At 51.3% G+C, this 20574-nt stretch carries 21 protein-coding genes; 18 read left to right on the plus strand and 3 right to left on the minus strand.

Going from position 1 to position 20574, the window contains the following annotated elements:
- Positions 1 to 4 precede the first annotated feature (4 nt).
- The 5 genes from eutB to eutR are packed head-to-tail and all read left to right on the plus strand — an operon-like array spanning position 5 to position 4588.
- A complete protein-coding gene (eutB, locus tag OGX99_RS15050) occupies positions 5 to 1366 on the plus strand; it encodes an ethanolamine ammonia-lyase subunit alpha (protein ID WP_003038029.1) in 1362 nt (453 codons plus the stop codon).
- A 20-nt stretch (positions 1367 to 1386) separates the two neighbouring features.
- On the plus strand, positions 1387 to 2277 hold the full coding sequence (gene eutC, locus OGX99_RS15055) for an ethanolamine ammonia-lyase subunit EutC (protein ID WP_003038033.1): 891 nt from the start codon (positions 1387 to 1389) through the stop codon (positions 2275 to 2277).
- A 9-nt stretch (positions 2278 to 2286) separates the two neighbouring features.
- Positions 2287 to 2946 carry an ethanolamine utilization microcompartment protein EutL gene (gene eutL, locus OGX99_RS15060; RefSeq protein WP_040233508.1) on the plus strand — a complete coding sequence of 220 codons (660 nt, stop codon included), beginning with the start codon at positions 2287 to 2289 and terminating at the stop codon, positions 2944 to 2946.
- Positions 2947 to 2957: 11 nt separating this feature from the next.
- Positions 2958 to 3488 carry an ethanolamine utilization microcompartment protein EutK gene (gene eutK / locus OGX99_RS15065; RefSeq protein ID WP_151217621.1) on the plus strand — a complete coding sequence of 177 codons (531 nt, stop codon included), beginning with the start codon at positions 2958 to 2960 and terminating at the stop codon, positions 3486 to 3488.
- A 47-nt stretch (positions 3489 to 3535) separates the two neighbouring features.
- Positions 3536 to 4588: an HTH-type transcriptional regulator EutR gene (gene eutR / locus OGX99_RS15070; protein ID WP_005121920.1), complete on the plus strand. Its 1053-nt coding sequence runs from the start codon at positions 3536 to 3538 to the stop codon at positions 4586 to 4588.
- An 88-nt stretch (positions 4589 to 4676) separates the two neighbouring features.
- Here the strand turns inward: eutR and hemF are convergent, their stop codons facing one another.
- Both hemF and amiA read right to left on the minus strand, forming a co-directional pair.
- The gene (hemF, locus tag OGX99_RS15075) at positions 4677 to 5576 is read right to left on the minus strand and encodes an oxygen-dependent coproporphyrinogen oxidase (protein WP_187253531.1); all 900 of its coding nucleotides are present in this window, start codon (positions 5574 to 5576) and stop codon (positions 4677 to 4679) included.
- A 2-nt stretch (positions 5577 to 5578) separates the two neighbouring features.
- Complete coding sequence (gene amiA, locus OGX99_RS15080) at positions 5579 to 6448, minus strand: N-acetylmuramoyl-L-alanine amidase AmiA (protein WP_005121924.1); 870 nt, start codon at positions 6446 to 6448, stop codon at positions 5579 to 5581.
- 211 nt (positions 6449 to 6659) lie between these two features.
- On the opposite strand from amiA, the gene OGX99_RS15085 reads away from it, so the two are divergent.
- From OGX99_RS15085 to OGX99_RS15110, 6 genes are all read left to right on the plus strand, one after another.
- The gene (locus tag OGX99_RS15085) at positions 6660 to 7085 is read left to right on the plus strand and encodes a GNAT family acetyltransferase (protein ID WP_003038048.1); all 426 of its coding nucleotides are present in this window, start codon (positions 6660 to 6662) and stop codon (positions 7083 to 7085) included.
- A complete protein-coding gene (locus tag OGX99_RS15090; protein WP_187258623.1) occupies positions 7072 to 7521 on the plus strand; it encodes a DUF2919 domain-containing protein in 450 nt (149 codons plus the stop codon). The genes OGX99_RS15085 and OGX99_RS15090 overlap by 14 nt, the downstream gene beginning before the upstream one ends.
- Positions 7522 to 7580: 59 nt before the next feature.
- Positions 7581 to 8156, plus strand: coding sequence for an RpoE-regulated lipoprotein (locus tag OGX99_RS15095; RefSeq protein WP_278238394.1), 576 nt, complete (start codon positions 7581 to 7583; stop codon positions 8154 to 8156).
- Between the two features lie 93 nt (positions 8157 to 8249).
- Positions 8250 to 9149, plus strand: coding sequence for a porphyrinogen peroxidase (gene yfeX, locus OGX99_RS15100; protein WP_151217617.1), 900 nt, complete (start codon positions 8250 to 8252; stop codon positions 9147 to 9149).
- 448 nt (positions 9150 to 9597) lie between these two features.
- Positions 9598 to 10974 (plus strand): argininosuccinate lyase, encoded by a 1377-nt coding sequence (gene argH / locus OGX99_RS15105; RefSeq protein WP_187258624.1) that lies wholly within the window; start codon positions 9598 to 9600, stop codon positions 10972 to 10974.
- A gap of 62 nt (positions 10975 to 11036) precedes the next feature.
- A complete protein-coding gene (locus OGX99_RS15110) occupies positions 11037 to 12353 on the plus strand; it encodes an anaerobic C4-dicarboxylate transporter family protein (protein ID WP_187258625.1) in 1317 nt (438 codons plus the stop codon).
- Positions 12354 to 12476: 123 nt separating this feature from the next.
- On the opposite strand, the gene OGX99_RS15115 is transcribed toward OGX99_RS15110, so the two are convergent.
- Complete coding sequence (locus tag OGX99_RS15115) at positions 12477 to 13793, minus strand: anaerobic C4-dicarboxylate transporter family protein (protein ID WP_187253526.1); 1317 nt, start codon at positions 13791 to 13793, stop codon at positions 12477 to 12479.
- A gap of 144 nt (positions 13794 to 13937) precedes the next feature.
- Between OGX99_RS15115 and OGX99_RS15120 the strand changes: the two genes are divergently transcribed.
- The 7 genes from OGX99_RS15120 (at position 13938) to cysM (ending at position 20508) form a co-directional block, all read left to right on the plus strand.
- Positions 13938 to 14594 (plus strand): FadR/GntR family transcriptional regulator, encoded by a 657-nt coding sequence (locus OGX99_RS15120; protein ID WP_151217613.1) that lies wholly within the window; start codon positions 13938 to 13940, stop codon positions 14592 to 14594.
- A 173-nt stretch (positions 14595 to 14767) separates the two neighbouring features.
- The gene (gene ucpA / locus OGX99_RS15125) at positions 14768 to 15559 is read left to right on the plus strand and encodes an SDR family oxidoreductase UcpA (protein WP_103771634.1); all 792 of its coding nucleotides are present in this window, start codon (positions 14768 to 14770) and stop codon (positions 15557 to 15559) included.
- Positions 15560 to 15716: 157 nt separating this feature from the next.
- A complete protein-coding gene (gene cysP / locus OGX99_RS15130) occupies positions 15717 to 16733 on the plus strand; it encodes a thiosulfate/sulfate ABC transporter substrate-binding protein CysP (protein ID WP_187258626.1) in 1017 nt (338 codons plus the stop codon).
- The gene (cysT, locus tag OGX99_RS15135; RefSeq protein WP_006683552.1) at positions 16734 to 17567 is read left to right on the plus strand and encodes a sulfate/thiosulfate ABC transporter permease CysT; all 834 of its coding nucleotides are present in this window, start codon (positions 16734 to 16736) and stop codon (positions 17565 to 17567) included. It abuts the gene before it with no gap.
- Positions 17567 to 18442: a sulfate/thiosulfate ABC transporter permease CysW gene (gene cysW, locus OGX99_RS15140; RefSeq protein WP_086550289.1), complete on the plus strand. Its 876-nt coding sequence runs from the start codon at positions 17567 to 17569 to the stop codon at positions 18440 to 18442. Before cysT ends, cysW begins: the two co-directional genes overlap by 1 nt.
- A complete protein-coding gene (gene cysA, locus OGX99_RS15145; RefSeq protein ID WP_151217610.1) occupies positions 18432 to 19529 on the plus strand; it encodes a sulfate/thiosulfate ABC transporter ATP-binding protein CysA in 1098 nt (365 codons plus the stop codon). Before cysW ends, cysA begins: the two co-directional genes overlap by 11 nt.
- Before the next feature lie 67 nt (positions 19530 to 19596).
- The gene (cysM, locus tag OGX99_RS15150) at positions 19597 to 20508 is read left to right on the plus strand and encodes a cysteine synthase CysM (protein ID WP_151217608.1); all 912 of its coding nucleotides are present in this window, start codon (positions 19597 to 19599) and stop codon (positions 20506 to 20508) included.
- The last annotated feature ends 66 nt before the right edge of the window (positions 20509 to 20574 follow it).

Here is a 20574-nt window from a genome sequence, read left to right on the forward strand (position 1 = left end):
ACTTATGAAACTAAAGACCACATTGTTCGGCAATGTTTATCAGTTTAAGGATGTTAAAGAGGTGCTGGCAAAAGCCAACGAACTGCGTTCGGGGGATGTGCTGGCAGGTGTGGCAGCAACCAGTTCGCAAGAGCGCGTGGCGGCCAAGCAGGTGCTGTCGGAAATGACGGTAGCGGATATTCGCAACAACCCGGTGATTTCCTATGAAGAGGACTGCGTGACGCGTCTTATTCAGGATGACGTCAACGAAACGGCCTATAACCGCATCAAGAACTGGAGTATCAGCGAGCTGCGCGAGTATGTGCTGAGCGATGAAACCTCCGTGGATGACATTGCGTTTACGCGCAAAGGGTTAACGTCGGAAGTGGTCGCCGCGGTAGCAAAAATCTGCTCTAACGCTGACCTGATCTACGGCGGAAAGAAAATGCCGGTGATCAAAAAAGCCAACACTACCATCGGTCTGCCGGGCACCTTCAGTTGCCGTTTACAGCCTAACGACACCCGTGATGATGTGCAGAGTATTGCCGCACAAATCTACGAAGGGCTGTCCTTTGGTGCGGGCGATGCGGTAATTGGCGTCAACCCGGTAACGGATGACGTGGAAAACTTAAGCCGTGTGCTCGATACCGTGTATGGCGTGATCGACAAGTTTAATATTCCAACTCAGGGCTGCGTACTGGCACACGTTACCACCCAGATCGAAGCGATTCGTCGTGGCGCGCCGGGTGGGTTGATTTTCCAGAGTATCTGCGGCAGTGAGAAAGGCTTAAAAGAATTTGGCGTTGAGCTGGCGATGCTGGATGAGGCGCGTGCAGTGGGCGCGGAATTTAACCGCATAGCCGGGGAAAACTGCCTGTACTTCGAAACAGGACAAGGCTCCGCGCTCTCTGCGGGCGCTAACTTCGGCGCCGATCAGGTGACGATGGAAGCGCGTAACTACGGGCTGGCGCGTCACTACGATCCGTTCCTCGTGAACACCGTGGTGGGCTTTATCGGGCCGGAGTATCTCTACAACGACCGCCAGATTATTCGCGCGGGCTTAGAAGATCACTTTATGGGCAAGCTGAGCGGCATCTCAATGGGCTGTGACTGCTGCTACACCAACCATGCTGATGCTGACCAGAACCTCAACGAAAACCTGATGATTCTGCTCGCCACCGCTGGCTGCAACTACATCATGGGCATGCCGCTCGGTGACGACATCATGCTCAACTACCAGACCACCGCATTCCACGATACCGCGACCGTGCGCCAGTTGCTGAACCTGCGTCCGTCGCCGGAGTTTGAACGCTGGCTGGAAACCATGGGCATTATGGCAAACGGTCGCCTGACCAAACGGGCGGGCGATCCGTCACTGTTCTTCTGATGACGCGGGGATGACACACGATGGATCAAAAACAGATTGAAGAAATTGTACGCAGTGTAATGGCGTCAATGGGGGAGCCGCAGGTTCAAGCGCCATCAGCGGAAGTGAAATGCAGCACTACGCAGTGCGCCGCGCCGACCGGTGAAAGCTGTGCGATGGACTTAGGCTCAGCCGAAGCGAAAGCGTGGATTGGCGTTGAGAATCCGCATCGGGCAGAGGTATTGACCGAACTGCGCCGTAGCACCGCTGCGCGTGTATGTACCGGGCGCGCCGGTCCTCGTCCGCGTACCCAGGCGCTGCTGCGCTTCCTGGCTGACCACTCGCGTTCGAAAGATACGGTATTGAAAGAAGTGCCGGAAGAGTGGGTAAAAGCCCAGGGACTACTGGAAGTGCGCTCGGAAATCAGCGACAAAAACCTGTATCTGACGCGCCCGGACATGGGACGTCGTCTGAGTGCGGAAGCCATTGAAGCACTGAAATCACAGTGTGTAATGAATCCGGATGTGCAGGTGATTATTTCTGATGGCCTGTCTACTGACGCCATAACCGCCAACTACGAAGAGATTCTCCCACCGCTGTTGTCAGGCTTAAAACAGGCCGGACTGAAGGTCGGAACCCCGTTCTTCGTTCGCTATGGTCGCGTGAAAATCGAAGATCAGATCGGCGAACTGCTCGGCGCGAAAGCGGTGATTCTGCTGGTAGGTGAACGTCCGGGCCTCGGCCAATCGGAAAGTCTTTCTTGCTATGCCGTCTATTCGCCGCGCGTGGCGACGACCGTTGAAGCCGACCGTACCTGTATCTCGAATATTCACCAGGGCGGTACGCCACCGGTTGAAGCGGCGGCGGTGATTGTAGATTTGGCCAAACGCATGCTGGAGCAAAAAGCGTCCGGCATCAATATGACCCGTTAAGGAGGCATCATGCCCGCATTAGATTTGATTAGACCTTCAGTCACCGCAATGCGCGTGATTGCCTCGGTAAATGACGGTTTTGCCCGTGAACTTAAATTACCGCCACATATACGTAGTCTCGGACTCATCACAGCAGATTCTGATGACGTGGCGTATATTGCCGCAGACGAAGCGACAAAACAGGCGATGGTGGAAGTGGTTTATGGCCGCTCGCTGTATGCCGGTGCGGCGCACAGTCCCTCTCCAACCTCGGGCGAAGTGCTGATCATGCTCGGTGGACCTAACCCGGCAGAAGTTCGCGCCGGTCTGGATGCGATGGTCGCCAATATTGAAAGTGGCGCGGCGTTCCAGTGGGCCAATGACGCAGAAGATACCGCTTTCCTCGCGCACGTGGTTTCGCGTACCGGTTCGTATCTCTCGGCGACCGCAGGATGCCGACTTGGCGATCCGATGGCGTATCTGGTTGCACCGCCGCTGGAAGCAACATTTGGTATTGATGCGGCGCTCAAATCTGCCGATGTACAGATTGTCACCTATGTGCCGCCACCGTCAGAAACCAACTACTCAGCGGCGTTTTTAACCGGTAGCCAGGCCGCCTGTAAAGCTGCCTGTAACGCTTTTGCTGATGCTGTTCTGGATATTGCTCGTAATCCTGTTCAGCGCGCGTAAGAGAGGTTGCAATGATCAATGCACTGGGATTACTGGAAGTGGATGGCATGGTGGCTGCCGTAGACGCGGCGGATGCCATGCTGAAAGCCGCGAACGTGCGTCTGCTCAGTCACCAGGTGCTGGATCCTGGCAGGCTGACTCTGGTTGTGGAAGGCGATCTGGCCGCGTGTCGTGCAGCGCTGGACGCCGGAAGCGCAGCCGCAGCGCGTACAGGACGTGTTGTCAGTCGCAAGGAGATAGGGCGGCCAGAAGATGACACCCAGTGGCTGATCGGCGGTTTTACGCGCCAGCCGAAGAAACCAGAACAGAAGTCAGAAGTGAAAGCAGATGTAAAAGCAGAGAAGACGCAGGGTGCCCCGGTGGCTTCTGAATCCTCTGCACAGCTTCTGACGCTGTTGGCATCGGTCCGTCAAGGAATGACGGCAGGGGAAGTGGCTGCGCACTTTGGCTGGTCACTTGATGAAGCCAGAAAGGCGCTTGAACAGCTCTTTTCTGACGGAGCGTTGCGTAAACGCAGTAGTCGCTATCGCTTAAAAAATTAACCTGTCGGAGGGCCGGGGCTTCGTTGAAGCTTCCGGCTTAAAAGATCATGAAAAAGACCCGTACTGCTAACCTGCACCATCTTTATCATGAAGCATTACCCGAAGACGTTAAACTTACGCCGAAAGTGGAGGTGGACAACGTTCACCAGCGGCGAACAACGGATGTGTATGAGCATGCGCTGACGATTACCGCCTGGCAGCAGATCTACGACCAATTGCATCCGGGAAAATTTCATGGCGAGTTCACGGAAATCCTGCTCGACGATATTCAGGTGTTCCGTGAATACACCGGTCTGGCGCTGCGTCAGTCGTGTCTTGTCTGGCCGAACTCATTCTGGTTTGGTATTCCGGCCACTCGCGGCGAACAGGGATTTATCGGCACCCAGTGTCTGGGCAGTGCTGAAATCGCTACTCGTCCAGGTGGGACAGAGTTTGAACTGAGTACGCCGGATGATTACACCATTTTGGGTGTCGTTATTTCAGAAGAGGCGATTGCCCGTCAGGCTAACTTCCTGCATAACCCGGAAAGGGTGCTGCATATGCTGCGCAACCAGTCGGCACTGGAGGTGAAAGAACAACACAAAGCCGCGCTTTGGGGCTTTGTACAGCAGGCGCTGGCAACGTTCAGCGAAAATCCGGCGAATCTCCATCAGCCTGCGGTGCGTAAAGTGTTGGGCGATAACCTGCTGCTGGCAATGGGCACGATGCTGGAAGAAGCGCAACCGATAATCACGGCGGAGAGCATCAGCCATCAGAGCTATCGCCGCCTGCTGTCGCGGGCGCGCGAATACGTGCTGGAAAATATGTCGGAACCGCTGACTGTGCTCGACCTGTGTAACCAGCTGCACGTCAGCCGCCGGACGTTGCAAAATGCCTTTCACGCAATCCTCGGTATTGGGCCGAATGCCTGGTTAAAACGCATTCGCCTGAACGCCGTGCGTCGCGAGCTGATAAGCCCGTGGTCACAAAGTACCACGGTGAAAGACGCCGCCATGCAGTGGGGATTCTGGCATTTAGGGCAGTTCGCCACCGACTACCAGCAACTGTTTGCGGAGAAACCGTCGCTGACGCTGCATCAGCGTATGCGCCAGTGGGCGTGATGAAATTATTATGCCGGATGCCTTGCGTCTTATCCGGTCTGGGAGGCGGCGCTGTTGTTGGCCTGAGAAGCCTGGCGCCATCAGGCCATTACACCCAGTCACGCACCTGAATAAACTCGCTAAGGGCGGCTTCCGGACTGTTCGCTTCCGGATGGTAGTCATATTCCCAACGCACCAGCGGCGGCATCGACATTAGAATGGATTCCGTCCGCCCGCCGGTCTGCAGACCGAACAATGTGCCGCGATCCCACACCAGGTTAAATTCCACATAGCGTCCGCGACGATAAAGCTGAAAATTGCGTTCACGCTCGCCCCAGCTCATTGCTTTGCGGCGCTCGACGATGGGCAAATACGCCTCGGCATAACCCTTTCCAACAGCCTGCATAAAGGCGAAGCTGCGATCGAAATTCGGCGTATTCAAATCATCGAAAAAAAGTCCGCCAATGCCGCGCTGTTCGTTGCGATGTTTGAGAAAGAAGTAGTCATCGCACCACTTCTTGTAACGTGGATAAACGTCATCGCCGAACGGCTGGCACAGATCCCGCGCCGTGCGGTGCCAATGAACTGCATCCTCATCAAAGCCGTAGTAGGGCGTTAAGTCAAAGCCGCCGCCAAACCACCACACCGGGTCGGCGCCCGGTTTTTCCGCGATAAAAAACCGTACGTTGGCATGGCTGGTCGGAATGTAAGGATTCTGTGGATGCACCACCAGCGATACGCCCATGGCCTCAAAGCTGCGACCGGCAAGCTCCGGGCGATGGGCGGTAGCCGATGCTGGCATTGCATCGCCATGGACGTGGGAGAAGTTGACGCCCGCTTGCTCAAAAATACCGCCGTTACGCAGTACCCGGCTGCGCCCGCCGCCGCCCGCTTCGCGCTGCCAATTATCTTCAACGAATCCGGCACCATCTACGGCAGATAACTGCTGACAAATATCATCCTGCAGGCTGAGCAGGAACTGTTTTACGCGCTGTGCATCGGGCTTCATGATTAACGTTTCTTCGAGTGTGCTTTCTGGTTATCAAACCAGTGGAAATAGCTGATGATGCCATTGGCGATAGCGGTAGCGATTTTTTGACGAAACGCCGTCGTGCCCAGCAGTCGCTCTTCTTCCGGGTTGGTAATGAACGAGGTTTCGACCAGTACCGACGGAATTGAGGGGGATTTTAGCACCACGAAGGCGGCCTGTTCAGTGCTACGACTGTGCAGCCGGTGTACCGGCTTAATCTTCTTGAGAATATGCGACCCTAAGGTCAGGCTGTTTTTAATGGTGTCGGTTTGCACCAGATCGAACAATACCTGCTGCAGCAAATGGTCTTTATCGGTGGTCTTTTTTCCAGCCACTTCATCGGCCCGGTTTTCACGGTCGGACAGATATTTCGCCATGGCGCTACTGGCGCCGCGATTAGACAGCGCAAAGACCGACGCACCTGCGGCGCTCGGATTGGTAAAACCGTCGGCGTGGATCGACATGAACAGATCGGCACCATGCTTGTGGGCGATCTCGACGCGATCGTACAGCGGAATAAACGTATCGCCGGAGCGGGTCAGGCGCGCATCAATCCCCTGGTTACGTAGAATCGAGCGCACGTTTTTGGCAATCGCCAGTACCACGTGCTTCTCCTTTGAACCGTTGCGACCAATTGCGCCGGTATCAATCCCGCCGTGACCCGGATCGAGGACAACTACGCGCTTAGCGCCGGCTTTTTTCGCTTTCGGTTTGCTGTGTCCATTGCTGGTCTTAAGCGCCTCTTCTTTAGCGATGGCTTGCGACATGCCTGACAGCGTCAGGGCGGCCAGCCCGGCTTTCAACACCTGGCGGCGCGATGTGAGTGTTTTTAGTGGTTTAAAAGTGCTCATACGGCCTGAGTTGTAAAAAAAGGTTCTAAACGTTATATCGTATCGCGTTGTCCGTTGCGACGGATCGGGATAAGAATTGTTTTACTTTTCATTTCAATACGTGACAATTCCGTATTATGCCATTTTTTCCGCCGCTTCGCGTCAGATATTGGCTAAATCAGCCGTTCGCGCCATAATCGCTTTTTAACGTCCTGAAAAGGTAACCAATACCATGGAAATACGCGTTTTTCGCCAGGAAGATTTCGAAGAGGTGATCACCCTCTGGGAGCGCTGTGATTTGCTGCGTCCATGGAACGATCCGGAAATGGACATTGAGCGTAAGGTCAATCATGACGTCAGCCTGTTTCTGGTCGCTGAAGTGAACGGCGAGGTAGTTGGTACGGTGATGGGCGGCTACGACGGGCATCGCGGTTCGGCTTATTATCTTGGCGTGCACCCTGAGTTTCGCGGTCGCGGCATCGCTAATGCGCTGCTTAACCGACTGGAGAAAAAGCTTATTGCCCGCGGTTGCCCCAAGATTCAAATCATGGTGCGTGACGATAATGATGTCGTGCAGGGCATGTATGAACGTCTGGGCTATGAACATGCGGATGTACTCAATCTGGGCAAGCGCTTGATCGAAGATGAAGAGTACTGAGTTTCATCCGGCCGACTATGACAGCCATGGGCGTCTGCGCCTGCCTTTTCTCTTCTGGTGCGTATTGCTGCTGCAGGCACGCACCTGGGTACTGTTTGTCATTGCTGGCTCTTCCCGTGAGCAGGGCAATACATTACTGAATTTGTTTTATCCCGATCATGATGCGTTCTGGCTGGGGTTACTTCCCGGCGTTCCGGCGGTACTGGCGTTTTTAGTCAGCGGCAGGCGTTTTGCGTTTCCTGTGATATGGCGCTGGCTGCGCGGATTACTGATCCTCGCTCAACTGGTGCTGTTGTGCTGGCAGCCGGTGATGTGGCTGGGAGGCGATCCGGTCAACGGCGTCGGGCTGGCGCTGCTGGTGGCGGATATTGTCGCGCTGATCTGGCTGTTAACCAATCAACGTTTGCGCGCCTGTTTTTCCCTCGAGAAAGAATAACGGCACTTTTTGGCGAAAGCGGACTCCAAGCAACGTTGATAAATAAGGAAGGAAGTGAAATGAAATCACTGCGTTTGACTTTATGCGCGATGCCGCTACTACTGACCGGGTGTTCAACGTTGTCGTCAGTAAACTGGTCTGCCGCCAATCCGTGGAACTGGTTTGGTTCTTCAACGCAGGTCACTGAGCAGGGCGTCGGAGCGTTAACGGGCGCGACACCGCTGGATGAAAAATCCATTGCTGATGCGCTGGACGGGGAATACCGTCTGCGCAGCGGAATGAAGACCGATAACGGGAATGTGGTGCGTTTCTATGAAGCGATGAAAGATGACAAGCTCGCGATGGTTATCAATGGCACCCAGGGAAGCATCAACCGTATTGATGTATTAGACAGCGATATTTCGTCTTCTACGGGTGTCAAAATCGGTACACCGTTTAGCGAGCTTTACACTAAAGCCTTTGGTCATTGTCAGAAAGCAACCGGCGATGATAGCGCGGGCGTTGAATGTAAAGCTGAAGGAAGTCAGCATATTAGCTATGTCTTTTCCGGCGAGTGGAGCGGGCCTGAAGGCTTAATGCCGTCTGACGACACGCTGAAAGCATGGAAAGTAAGCAAAATTATCTGGCAGCGTTAATTTGCGTCTGAACAAATCGGCTTACTAAAAAAACAGGTAGAATAGCGCCAATCAATGCCACGATGTCGTGGCATCTTTTTTTCAGGAGGAACAATGTCTCAGGTTCAGAGTGGCATTTTGCCAGAACATTGCCGTGCGGCGATTTGGATTGAAGCCAATGTTAAAGGCGACGTTGAGGTCCTGCGTGCGGCCAGCAAAATCTTCGCCGATAAGCTGGCAACCTTTGAAGCTACGTTCCCGGATGCGCATCTGGGCGCGGTTGTCGCTTTTGGCAACAACACCTGGCGTACACTGAGTGGCGGCGTTGGCGCAGAAGAGTTAAAAGACTTTATCCCTTACGGTAAAGGTCTGGCGCCGGCGACCCAATATGATGTGTTGATCCATATTCTCTCTTTGCGCCATGACGTAAATTTTTCTGTCGCGCAGGCGGCAATGGAAGCATTTGGCGATTGCATTGAGGTTAAAGAAGAGATCCACGGTTTCCGTTGGGTTGAGGAGCGCGATCTCAGCGGCTTTGTTGACGGCACTGAAAACCCGGCAGGCGAAGAAACACGCCGTGATGTCGCAGTGATTAAAGATGGCGTGGATGCTGGCGGCAGCTATGTGTTTGTGCAGCGTTGGGAACATAACCTGAAGCAGCTTAACCGCATGAGCATTCACGACCAGGAAATGATGATTGGCCGTACCAAGGAAGCCAACGAAGAGATCGACGGCGACGAGCGCCCGGCTACCTCTCACCTGAGCCGCGTCGATCTCAAAGAAGACGGTAAAGGGCTGAAAATTGTGCGCCAGAGCCTGCCATACGGCACCGCCAGCGGTACGCACGGTCTCTATTTCTGCGCCTACTGCGCCCGTCTGCACAACATTGAGCAGCAGTTGCTGAGCATGTTTGGCGATACAGACGGTAAGCGCGACGCGATGCTGCGTTTCACCAAACCGGTGACTGGCGGCTATTACTTTGCCCCATCCCTGGATCGACTGATGGCGCTGTAATTTTTGTTTCCTGATGGCGGTTACACCGCCATCTTTCACAAAATAGTTACCTATTGAACCCCACAACGTCTGCCATGCAGATGATGCATCCGCATTGACGCTCATCGTAAAAAATCCCATTCCAGGTTCAGTGTTGTTTACCTGTCAGTTAGTTGTTTAAAGCACCGATATTAAACACTACCCTTTTGAATTAATAAGTTCCGGATAGTTACTTTAAAAAATCTAAATATATCTGAATTAAATCACGGCTTAAATGTGACGAAGATCTGATTCTTTTACTCTATTCATAAAAATAAAACGTCTTATAAGTGTAATTAATTTCATCATAAATTGATTTAATGCCTTCATTTGTTGACAATTAAAATGATGGTCTTGTAATCTGAAAATGAGCGAAAAATAACGGAATTTATTCTTAACCATTTGGCAACAAAAGTGCATTGGAGGTTTTATGTCTACAAAATTATGGGGTGGGCGTTTTGATATGCCTACAAATAAGCTGGTCGAATCATATAACGCGACAATTATGCTGGAACAACGCCTCTGTCCTTTTGATATTCAAGGGAGTATTGTCCACGCAACTATGTTGGGCCGTCAGGGGATTATTGCACAGGATGAAGCGAATGCAATTATTGGCGGGTTAAGGCAAGTAGGTAAAGAAATTGAAGAAGGGCAGTTCGTTTTTGACACTGTTGATGAAGATATTCATATGGCAATCGAAAGACGTATGACCGAAATAATTGGTCCTGTAGGTGGGAAACTACATACAGGTCGAAGTCGTAATGACCAGACGACTGTCGATTCTAAAATGCATATGAGATCAACTATTCGTGAGATTCAGCAGGATATTGTTCATCTGCAAAAAATTATTATTAATAAAGCTGAAAATAATATTAATGCGATTATGCCGGGCTATACTCATTTACAGACCGGTCAGCCTATTCTTTTATCACACTGGATCATGGCATATTATTGGATGTTACGTCGTGACTGGACTCGTTTTGAAGACCTTTATCAACGCATGGGAGAATGTCCTTTAGGTTCAGCAGCTCTTGCAGGTACGACTTTCCCTATTGATCGTGATTTCACTGCTCAACAGCTTGGCTTTGATAAGCCGACTGAGAATAGTATTGATTCTGTCAGCGATCGTGACCATATGGTTGAATTCACTGCTGCAGCCGCTATGTGCTTTATGCATCTTACCCGTTTGTCAGAAGAATTGGTTTTATTCTCAAGTCAGGACTTTAAATTTATTGAGCTTTCTGATGATTTCTGTACTGGCTCCAGCATCATGCCACAGAAGAAAAATCCTGATGTGGCTGAAAAAATGCGCGGTAAAGGCGGTCGGATGTACGGAAATTTAATGGCGATGCTGACCATTATGAAAGGGATCCCTCTCGCCTATAATACTGATATGAGTGAGGATAAAGAGCAGGTCTATGATTCCATGGATACTTTGCAAACCAGTCTAAAAATTATGGCGCCGATGCTCGATAAAATGGTTATTCTTTCTGAGAATACTCGCAACGCGGCGGCAAGAGGCTTCTCAAATGCGACCGATATGGCTGATTACCTGGTTCGTAAAGGAATTCCTTTCAGGGAAGCTCACCATATTGTCGGCAGTGCTGTTAATTACTGTATAAAACATAGAAAAATGCTGGAAGAGCTTACAATGGATGAATTTCATTCATTTGATAATAAAATTGAAAATGATATTTATGAGAATATATCTCTGGAAGCTTGTATTAAAGCAAGGATGTCTTATGGCGGAACAGGAACGGATGCCGTTAAAAAACAGATCGAAATTGCTAAATCATATCTGAACTAATCCTAAGCATAATAATTAATATCTCCCGGATGCAATATCCGGGAGGGCTTTGAGGTGAAAAAATGGATGCTTTGTTTTTTTTACAATTATTTATTGTGCTCGCTTGTATTGGTATCGGCGGGCGTTATGGCGGAATGGGACTTGGTGCTGGGGGCGGACTTGGTGTTGCAATATTAGTTCTGGGTTTTGGACTTAAGCCCTCCACACCATCTATTACTGCAATGTTAATTATTATTTGTGTTATTGGCGCAGTCAGTGTATTACAGGCTGCTGGTGGACTTGATTATCTTGTGCGCGTGGCTGAAAAATTACTCCGTAAAAAGCCACAAGCTATTACTTTTGTTGCTCCAATACTGACTTCAATATTTACGTTATTCTGCGGGACCACTTACGTTGCATTCTCTTTGTATCCGGTCGTCGCTGAGGTTGCCGCTGAAGCTAAGGTCCGCCCGGAGCGAGCGTTATCAGCAACAGTTATAGCGGCTAGTGTCGCGGTTGCCGCCAGCCCGATGAGTGCAGCAACAGCGGGGATGCTGGCTATTCTGCATGAATATGCTGGAATTAGCCTTGGACAAATACTGGCTATTGCTCTTCCTTCATTTTTTATGGCTGCCATTGTTACAAGCTTTTCAGTTTACAAACGCGGTAAAGAGCTGGAGGATGATCCTGAGTTTCAGAGGCGTGTTGCCGCTGGTGAATATGAGTTCATGCATACTGCGCAGAAAAAAGAATATGTTGCTTCAGCGGGCGCAAAAAAAGGGGTCGTTATCTTTGCGATTGGGGTGGTGCTGGTTCTAATTTTAGGTTCTTTTACCGGGTTACTCCCTTCCTGGGATGGAAAAAGACTGTCAACCCCGATGGTTATTCAAATGATTATGCTGACAGCTGCTTTGTTTATTATGATTGTCAGTAAAGTACCAAGTAGTACCTTGAACAGTGGCTCAGTATTCCGTGCTGGTTTAATGGGGGTGGTTGCAATACTTGGCGTTTCATGGATGACGGCAACGTTTTTTGATGCTTATCAGCCAGAATTGATTAAGGTCTTTGGTGGTATGGTAAATGGCGCACCGATGCTTTTTGGTGTGGTTGTGTTCTTGTTCTCTCTGGTCATTATGAGCCCTGCGGCGACGGTTGCCGCCATCATGCCACTAGGTGTTACCCTGGGAATACCAGCACCGTATCTTATCGCCATTTTTGCCTGTACCTGTGGTGATTTTATTATACCGGGCGCCAATCAAATCGGTTGCGTTGCATTTGACCGAACAGGCACGACAAAGATTGGACGTTTTGTTGTCAATCATAGCTACATTCGTCCGGGTTTTGTGATGGTTATCTCTCAGGTAATTTTTGCCTACTTAATTGCTCAGGTTGTCCTGTAGAGCGCATTCTGTGGGAAATGGCAGTAGTAATATTGAGAAGGACGTAATGGCATCCTCTCTGAACTGAATCAAGGGGGATGCCAAAACAAGTAGGTATTAGCTCTATTTAATTACTCTACCGCGCTACATCAGCATACTGGAAAAAAGGAAGCAAAAAAGCGTTGATGCGACAACGGTAACAAGGCCGGGTAGCATATAGCTGTGATTAACCACATACTTGCCAATTCGAGTTGTCCCAGTACGATCAAACGCCACACAGCCAATCTGTGCTCCCCCCGGAATAATGAATGATCCACAGGTTAGTGGGAGCAGGGCGACCAAAGTTTCTGCCGGATATCCCATTAACACGCCTGCGGGGAGTAATGCTACAGCAGTTGCCGCTGGGCTATAAATTACGGCAGAAAGCCCAAAAACAATAATGCCGAACAATACTGGATTCTGAAAATCGTGGAAAGCCGTGTTAAATAATTCGTGCCATGCTTCAAAAAAGGAGTTCATCATCCATGACAGACCAAATATGGCGACAACACCCACAAGGCCGGCTTTGAAAACAGAACCTGAATCAAGTTTTGAAGGAGAAATTCGACACACCATCATAATAATACATGCTGTTGTCAGCATAACTATTTGCAGCGTGGTTGGGATACTCATACGCTCCATCCCTGTGCCGTTATTCCATTCAGGACGTAGTTCAGGAATTGAACCCATAAGCACGACCAGGATGATCCCGATAAGAAAAATCAGTAATCCTCTCTTGGCCTCTTTAGTCACTATGCTGGCTGCTCGCTCTTCAGCTTTTATCGATTCGAACTCACCTTCAGCAACTCTGCGTTGGAATTCCGGATCGCTGCTAAGCTCGTGACCTCTTTTAAAGACGAACAGGCAGCCGACAAGACAGCCAAGGAAAGTTCCGGGAATGGTGACTAACAAGATATCTAAAGCAGAGACATGTAATCCAGCAAGAACTGCAATTGTCCCTGTCACGACCGCACTGACTGGGCTGGCAATGAGCCCAAAATTGGCAGCGATGACTGACATCGACATAGCTCTTTCTGGCCGTACCCTCGCATCTGCTGCAATTTCTGCAATTACTGGATAAACGGAAAAGGCAACATATCCAGTTCCGCAGATTGCAGTGAAAAGGTAAGCGACTGCTGGTCCGAGAAAAGTGATAGCGCCCGGCCACTTTCTGAGGATCCGTTCAGCCATCGTAACGAATAAATCAAGCCCGCCAGCAGCCTGGAGAATTGTGATACAAGTGATAACAGCAAGGATAATAGAAATAACAGTTATAGGAGGTGAGTCGGGCGGGAGTCCAAAACCAAAAGTCAGGATAGCGAGTCCTAAGCCGCCTGCAGCCCCCAGGCCAATCCCGCCAAAACGCCCACCTATACCGATACATATAAGCACTATCGCAAACTGAGTTACGAATAACACCATAATTAATTCCTTTTTATTAACAAATAGCTTGATATAATTTGAATAATAGGGGCTATAATCTTACCATAACAGTATATTAAGCAATCTAACTTATTAGATTATTTATACTCATGAGTTTTGTTGCTCTTTAATCAGAGAGTGTTTATGGATAACAAAAACGAACTATTTGAAAGTATTAAAAATTATCTGCTTGATGATGCTAACCGTGATGCAGATGGTCGCATTGAAACTGAGACTGAACTTGCTGTTCGTTTTAATACATCAAGATATAAAGTTCGTCAGGCGCTCAGCACACTGGTTCAGATGGGAATGCTTGAACGCTCTCCCCGTCGTGGCAGCGTCTTGAAAAATTTGGAACAGCACAACATAAATAACCAGTTGCTAATGCAGTTTGATTTGTCCGGGTTTGATATCACAGAATTTACAGAGGCAAGGATCCTGATTGAGTGTGCGATTATCCCTCTGGCAACGCGCAGAATTTTCCCGGCAATGCTCTCTAAACTGGAGAGTGAGTTAAGGCTCATTGAAGAAAATGCTGATAACCCGCTGGTGGCCGATCGTCACGACAGGGATTTTCATTTACTGTTGCTACAGGCGAGTGGTAACCGGGTGCTTCAGGTTTTCTCTGATGTTTTGATTACTTATTTCGAGAAAACCAGGGAGTCGCTACCTGCTAACGATCGTCAGTATTTTCTTGATACGGCGACAAAACAGAGAGAAATACTGCTTCATATCAAAAAAGGGGATGCACAGATGGCATCTGAGTTGATGAGAGCACATTTGCTGGAAAAAAGGCTGTAGGTCCTCTGTTCATCTGTTCAGATCGTGAATGTTGTTGAGTCCCCGCACCGTCGGGGATTTTTTTAGCTGAGATTAACCTGATTTAGTGAGCTATTCCTCAGCACTAATTTGTTATTGCTGTATCTTCTGCGTGAATGAAGCGAAGGCTTCATATTCAAAAGGAGAATATTGAAATGGGAAAACTCACGGGCAAAACAGCATTGATTACGGGCGCATCTCAGGGTATTGGCGAAGGGATTGCCAGAACGTTTGCCCGCCATGGCGCGAACTTAATCCTGCTGGATATCTCCGATGAGATTGAAAAACTGGCGGATGAACTGGCTGGACGCGGCCACCGTTGTACGGCGGTTCACGCTGACGTCAGAGATTTTGCTTCTGTTACCGCCGCGGTGAAACGCGCGAAGAAAATTGAAGGCAAAATCGATATTCTGGTCAACAATGCGGGGGTTTGTCGCCTCGGCAACTTCCTTGATATGAGCGATGAAGATCGCGATTTCCACATTGATATCAACATTAAAGGTGTCTGGAACGTGACGAAAGCCGTTCTGCCGGAGATGATTGCGCGCAAAGATGGGCGTATCGTAATGATGTCATCAGTGACTGGCGATATGGTTGCCGATCCGGGTGAGACGGCCTATGCGCTGTCGAAAGCCGCGATCATCGGTTTGACCAAATCCCTGGCGGTGGAATACGCGCAGTCCGGTATTCGCGTTAATGCTATTTGCCCGGGCTACGTTCGTACGCCGATGGCAGAGAATATCGCGCGTCAATCTAACCCGGAAGATCCTGAATCCGTATTAGTCGAAATGGCGAAAGCGATCCCGATGCGCCGTTTGGCCTGCCCGCTCGAAGTCGGTGAACTGGCGGCGTTTCTGGCGTCGGATGAGTCCAGTTACTTAACTGGCACGCAAAACGTGATTGATGGCGGCAGCACCCTGCCTGAAAGCGTTAGCGTCGGCGTCTGATTGATGCCGGTCTCCTCCCCATGTGCAGGGGAGGAGGTACCTCTTATTCTCTTTTCAACTTTCAAATCATCAAACGGTATATAAAACCGTTACTCCTTTAGCGCTGGTTATAAATATGATGGCAAATAGAAAGTCATTAAATTTATAAGGGTGCGCAATGGCCGTTAACTTACTGAAAAAAAGAACCCTGACGCTGGCTGCAATGGTATTGCTGGTGGGTCAGGCGCAGGCAACGGAACTGCTGAACAGTTCATATGATGTTTCACGTGAGCTTTTTGCCGCCCTTAATCCATCGTTTGAACAGCAATGGGCGAAGGATAATGGCGGTGATAAACTGACGATTAAACAATCACATGCCGGGTCATCAAAACAAGCGTTAGCGATTCTGCAAGGGCTGAAAGCCGATGTGGTGACCTATAACCAGGTCACCGATGTGCAGATCCTGCATGACAAAGGCAAACTGATCCCCGCCGACTGGCAAAGTCGTCTGCCGAATAACAGCTCGCCGTTCTATTCCACCATGGGTTTCCTGGTGCGTAAGGGGAACCCGAAAAACATTCATGACTGGAATGACCTTGTGCGTTCTGATGTGAAACTGATTTTCCCGAACCCCAAAACCTCCGGTAACGCGCGCTATACCTATCTTGCGGCGTGGGGCGCTGCGGATAAAGCGGACGGTGGCGATAAAGCCAAAACCGAACAGTTCATGACCCAGTTTCTGAAAAACGTCGAAGTGTTTGATACCGGCGGTCGCGGTGCTACCACCACTTTTGCAGAGCGCGGATTGGGCGATGTGCTGATTAGCTTCGAATCAGAAGTGAACAACATTCGTAAACAGTATGAAGCGCAGGGTTTCGAAGTCGTTATCCCGAAAACCAATATCCTCGCCGAATTTCCGGTAGCCTGGGTAGATAAAAACGTGCAGGCCAACGGGACTGAAAAAGCGGCGAAAGCGTACCTGAACTGGTTGTACAGCCCACAGGCGCAAACCATCATTACCGATTTCTATTACCGCGTGAATAACCCGCAGGTGATGGACAAACAGCAAGATAAATTCCCGCAGACCGAACTTTTCCGCGTGGAAGACAAGTTTGGTTCATGGCCTGAGGTCATGAAAACGCACTTTGTCAGCGGCGGTGAACTGGACAAACTGTTGGCGGCGGGGCGTAAGTAAATGTTTGCTGTTTCTTCCCGACGCGTGCTGCCTGGCTTCACCTTAAGCCTGGGCACCAGCTTACTTTTTGTCTGCCTGATATTGCTGCTGCCGCTTAGCGCGCTGGTGATGCAATTGGCGCAAATGAGCTGGGCACAATACTGGGATGTAATTACCAACCCGCAGGTGGTAGCGGCTTATAAAGTGACGCTGCTGTCGGCATTTGTGGCATCGATTTTCAACGGCGTGTTTGGCTTGCTGATGGCGTGGATCTTGACCCGCTATCGCTTTCCGGGCCGTACGCTGCTGGATGCGTTGATGGATCTGCCGTTTGCGTTGCCAACGGCGGTAGCAGGTCTGACGCTGGCGTCGTTGTTTTCGGTCAACGGTTTCTACGGTGAGTGGCTGGCGAAGTTTGATATCAAGGTGACCTACACCTGGCTCGGTATCGCGGTGGCGATGGCGTTTACCAGCATTCCGTTTGTGGTGCGAACCGTGCAGCCTGTGCTGGAAGAGTTAGGCCCGGAATATGAAGAAGCCGCAGAAACGCTCGGTGCCACGCGCTGGCAGAGCTTTCGTAAAGTGGTGCTGCCGGAGCTGTCTCCTGCGCTGGTGGCGGGCGTTGCGCTTTCGTTTACCCGCAGCCTCGGTGAGTTTGGCGCGGTTATCTTTATCGCTGGGAACATCGCATGGAAAACGGAAGTGACCTCGCTGATGATTTTTGTTCGGCTACAGGAGTTTGACTACCCGGCCGCCAGCGCGATTGCCTCTGTGATCCTCGGGGCGTCATTGCTGCTGCTGTTTTCGATTAACACCCTGCAAAGTCGCTTTGGTCGACGCGTGGTAGGTCACTGATGGCAGACATTACTCAATTGAAACACTATGGCGCACCCCGCATTAACTGGGGGAAATGGTTTCTGATCGGGACTGGCATGCTGGTGTCAGCGTTTATTTTGCTGGTGCCGATGATTTACATCTTCGTGCAGGCGTTCAGCAAGGGATTAATGCCGGTATTACAGAATCTGGCCGACCCGGACATGCTGCACGCTATCTGGCTGACGGTGCTGATTGCGCTGATTGCTGTACCAGTGAACCTGGTGTTTGGCGTGTTGCTGGCGTGGCTGGTGACCCGTTTTAACTTCCCTGGACGTCAGCTATTGCTGACCTTACTGGATATTCCTTTTGCCGTTTCGCCGGTGGTCGCCGGCCTGGTGTATCTGCTGTTTTACGGCTCTAACGGTCCGCTGGGGGGATGGCTGGATGAACACAATCTGCAAATTATGTTTGCCTGGCCGGGAATGGTGCTGGTCACAGTATTTGTCACCTGTCCGTTTGTGGTGCGTGAACTGGTGCCGGTGATGTTAAGCCAGGGCAGCAATGAAGACGAAGCGGCGGTTCTGCTTGGCGCATCCGGTTGGCAGATGTTCCGCCGCGTGACGTTGCCGAATATTCGTTGGGCGTTGCTGTACGGCGTGGTGCTGACCAACGCCCGTGCGATTGGCGAGTTTGGTGCGGTATCGGTGGTTTCCGGCTCGATTCGCGGCGAAACCTTGTCCCTGCCGCTACAGATTGAATTACTGGAGCAGGACTACAACACCGTCGGCTCTTTTACCGCTGCGGCGTTATTAACGCTGATGGCGATTATTACCCTGTTTTTGAAGAGCATGTTGCAATGGCGCCTGGAAAACCAGGAGAAACGCGCGCAGCAGGAGGAAAATCATGAGCATTGAGATTGCCAATATTAAGAAGTCTTTTGGTCGCACCCAGGTGCTGAACGATATCTCGCTGGATATTCCTTCGGGTCAGATGGTCGCGCTACTGGGGCCATCCGGCTCGGGTAAAACCACGCTGCTACGCATCATTGCCGGGCTGGAGCATCAGTCCAGCGGGCATATCCGTTTTCACGGTACTGACGTCAGTCGTCTGCATGCCCGCGACCGTAAGGTGGGATTCGTGTTCCAGCATTATGCGCTGTTTCGCCATATGAGCGTTTTCGACAACATCGCTTTTGGCCTGACGGTTCTGCCACGGCGTGAGCGTCCGAATGCGGCGGCTATCAAAGCAAAAGTTACCCAACTGCTGGAGATGGTTCAATTGGCTCATCTGGCTGACCGTTTCCCGGCGCAGCTTTCCGGCGGGCAAAAACAGCGTGTGGCGTTGGCGCGTGCGCTGGCGGTAGAGCCGCAGATCCTGCTGCTCGACGAGCCGTTTGGCGCGCTCGATGCTCAGGTACGTAAAGAGCTGCGTCGCTGGCTGCGTCAGTTGCATGAAGAGCTGAAGTTCACCAGCGTGTTTGTTACTCACGATCAGGAGGAAGCGACCGAAGTTGCAGACCGCGTGGTGGTGATGAGCCAGGGCCATATCGAACAGGCTGATGCGCCCGATCTGGTATGGCGCGAACCGGCTACCCGTTTTGTGCTGGAGTTTATGGGCGAGGTTAACCGCCTGCAGGGGACGATTCGCGGTGGACAATTCCACGTCGGCGCACACCGCTGGCCGCTGGGCTATACGCCAGGCTATCAGGGACCGGTGGATCTGTTCCTGCGTCCGTGGGAAGTGGACGTCAGCCGCCGTACCAGTCTTGATTCACCGCTGCCGGTTCAGGTGCTGGAAGCCAGTCCGAAAGGTCACTACACCCAATTAGTTGTGCAACCGTTGGGGTGGTATAACGAACCACTGACGGTGGTCATGCAGGGGGATGATTCCCCGAGTCGCGGCGAGCGCCTGTTTGTTGGGCTGCAAAATGCACGTCTGTATAACGGCGACCAGCGCATTGAAACGCGTGAAGAGGAACTTGCTCTGGCGCAAAGTGCCTGATAGGTTAAAAAGTATGTTTATCGCCCGGTAAGCGCTGCGCCCCCGGGCTTTTTTACGAGCTTAAAACGTGAACACATTAGAACAAACAATTGGCAATACGCCTCTGGTGAAATTACAACGTCTGACGCCGGATAACGGTAGTGAAATTTGGGTCAAGCTGGAAGGCAATAATCCCGCGGGTTCGGTGAAAGACCGCGCCGCGTTGTCGATGATCGTCGAAGCGGAAAAGCGTGGAGAAATTAAGCCTGGCGACGTGCTAATTGAGGCCACCAGCGGCAACACCGGCATTGCGCTGGCGATGATCGCCGCGCTGAAAGGCTATCGTATGAAGCTTCTGATGCCAGACAACATGAGTCAGGAGCGCCGTGCGGCGATGCGAGCCTACGGTGCTGAACTGGTTCTGGTGACCAAAGAGCAGGGGATGGAAGGGGCGCGCGATTTAGCCCTTGAGATGGCGCAGCGTGGCGAAGGTAAACTGCTCGATCAGTTTAATAATCCTGATAACCCGTATGCGCATTACACCACGACCGGCCCCGAAATCTGGCAGCAGACGTCAGGACGTATCACTCATTTCGTCTCCAGCATGGGGACCACCGGCACCATAACCGGTGTGTCGCGTTTTCTGCGCGAGCAGGAAAAACCGGTTACTATCGTGGGTCTGCAGCCGGAAGAGGGCAGCAGTATTCCGGGAATCCGCCGCTGGCCAGCGGAGTATATGCCGGGCATTTTTAACGCCTCGCTGGTGGATGAAGTGCTGGATATTCATCAGAACGATGCGGAAAACACCATGCGTGAACTGGCCGTTCGCGAAGGCATTTTCTGTGGTGTCAGCTCTGGCGGCGCGGTGGCCGGTGCGCTACGCGTGGCGCGTGCGACGCCGGGAGCTGTGGTGGTGGCGATCATCTGCGATCGCGGCGATCGCTATCTTTCGACCGGTGTCTTTGGTGAAGAGCACTTCAACCAGGGGTTGGGGATTTAACTGGTAGGCCTGATAAGCGTAGCACCATCAGGCAACCGCCTGGCACGATGGCTGGATAAGCTGTTG

The organism is Citrobacter sp. Cu096 (assembly GCF_030332285.1).
GTDB lineage: Bacteria > Pseudomonadota > Gammaproteobacteria > Enterobacterales > Enterobacteriaceae > Citrobacter > Citrobacter meridianamericanus.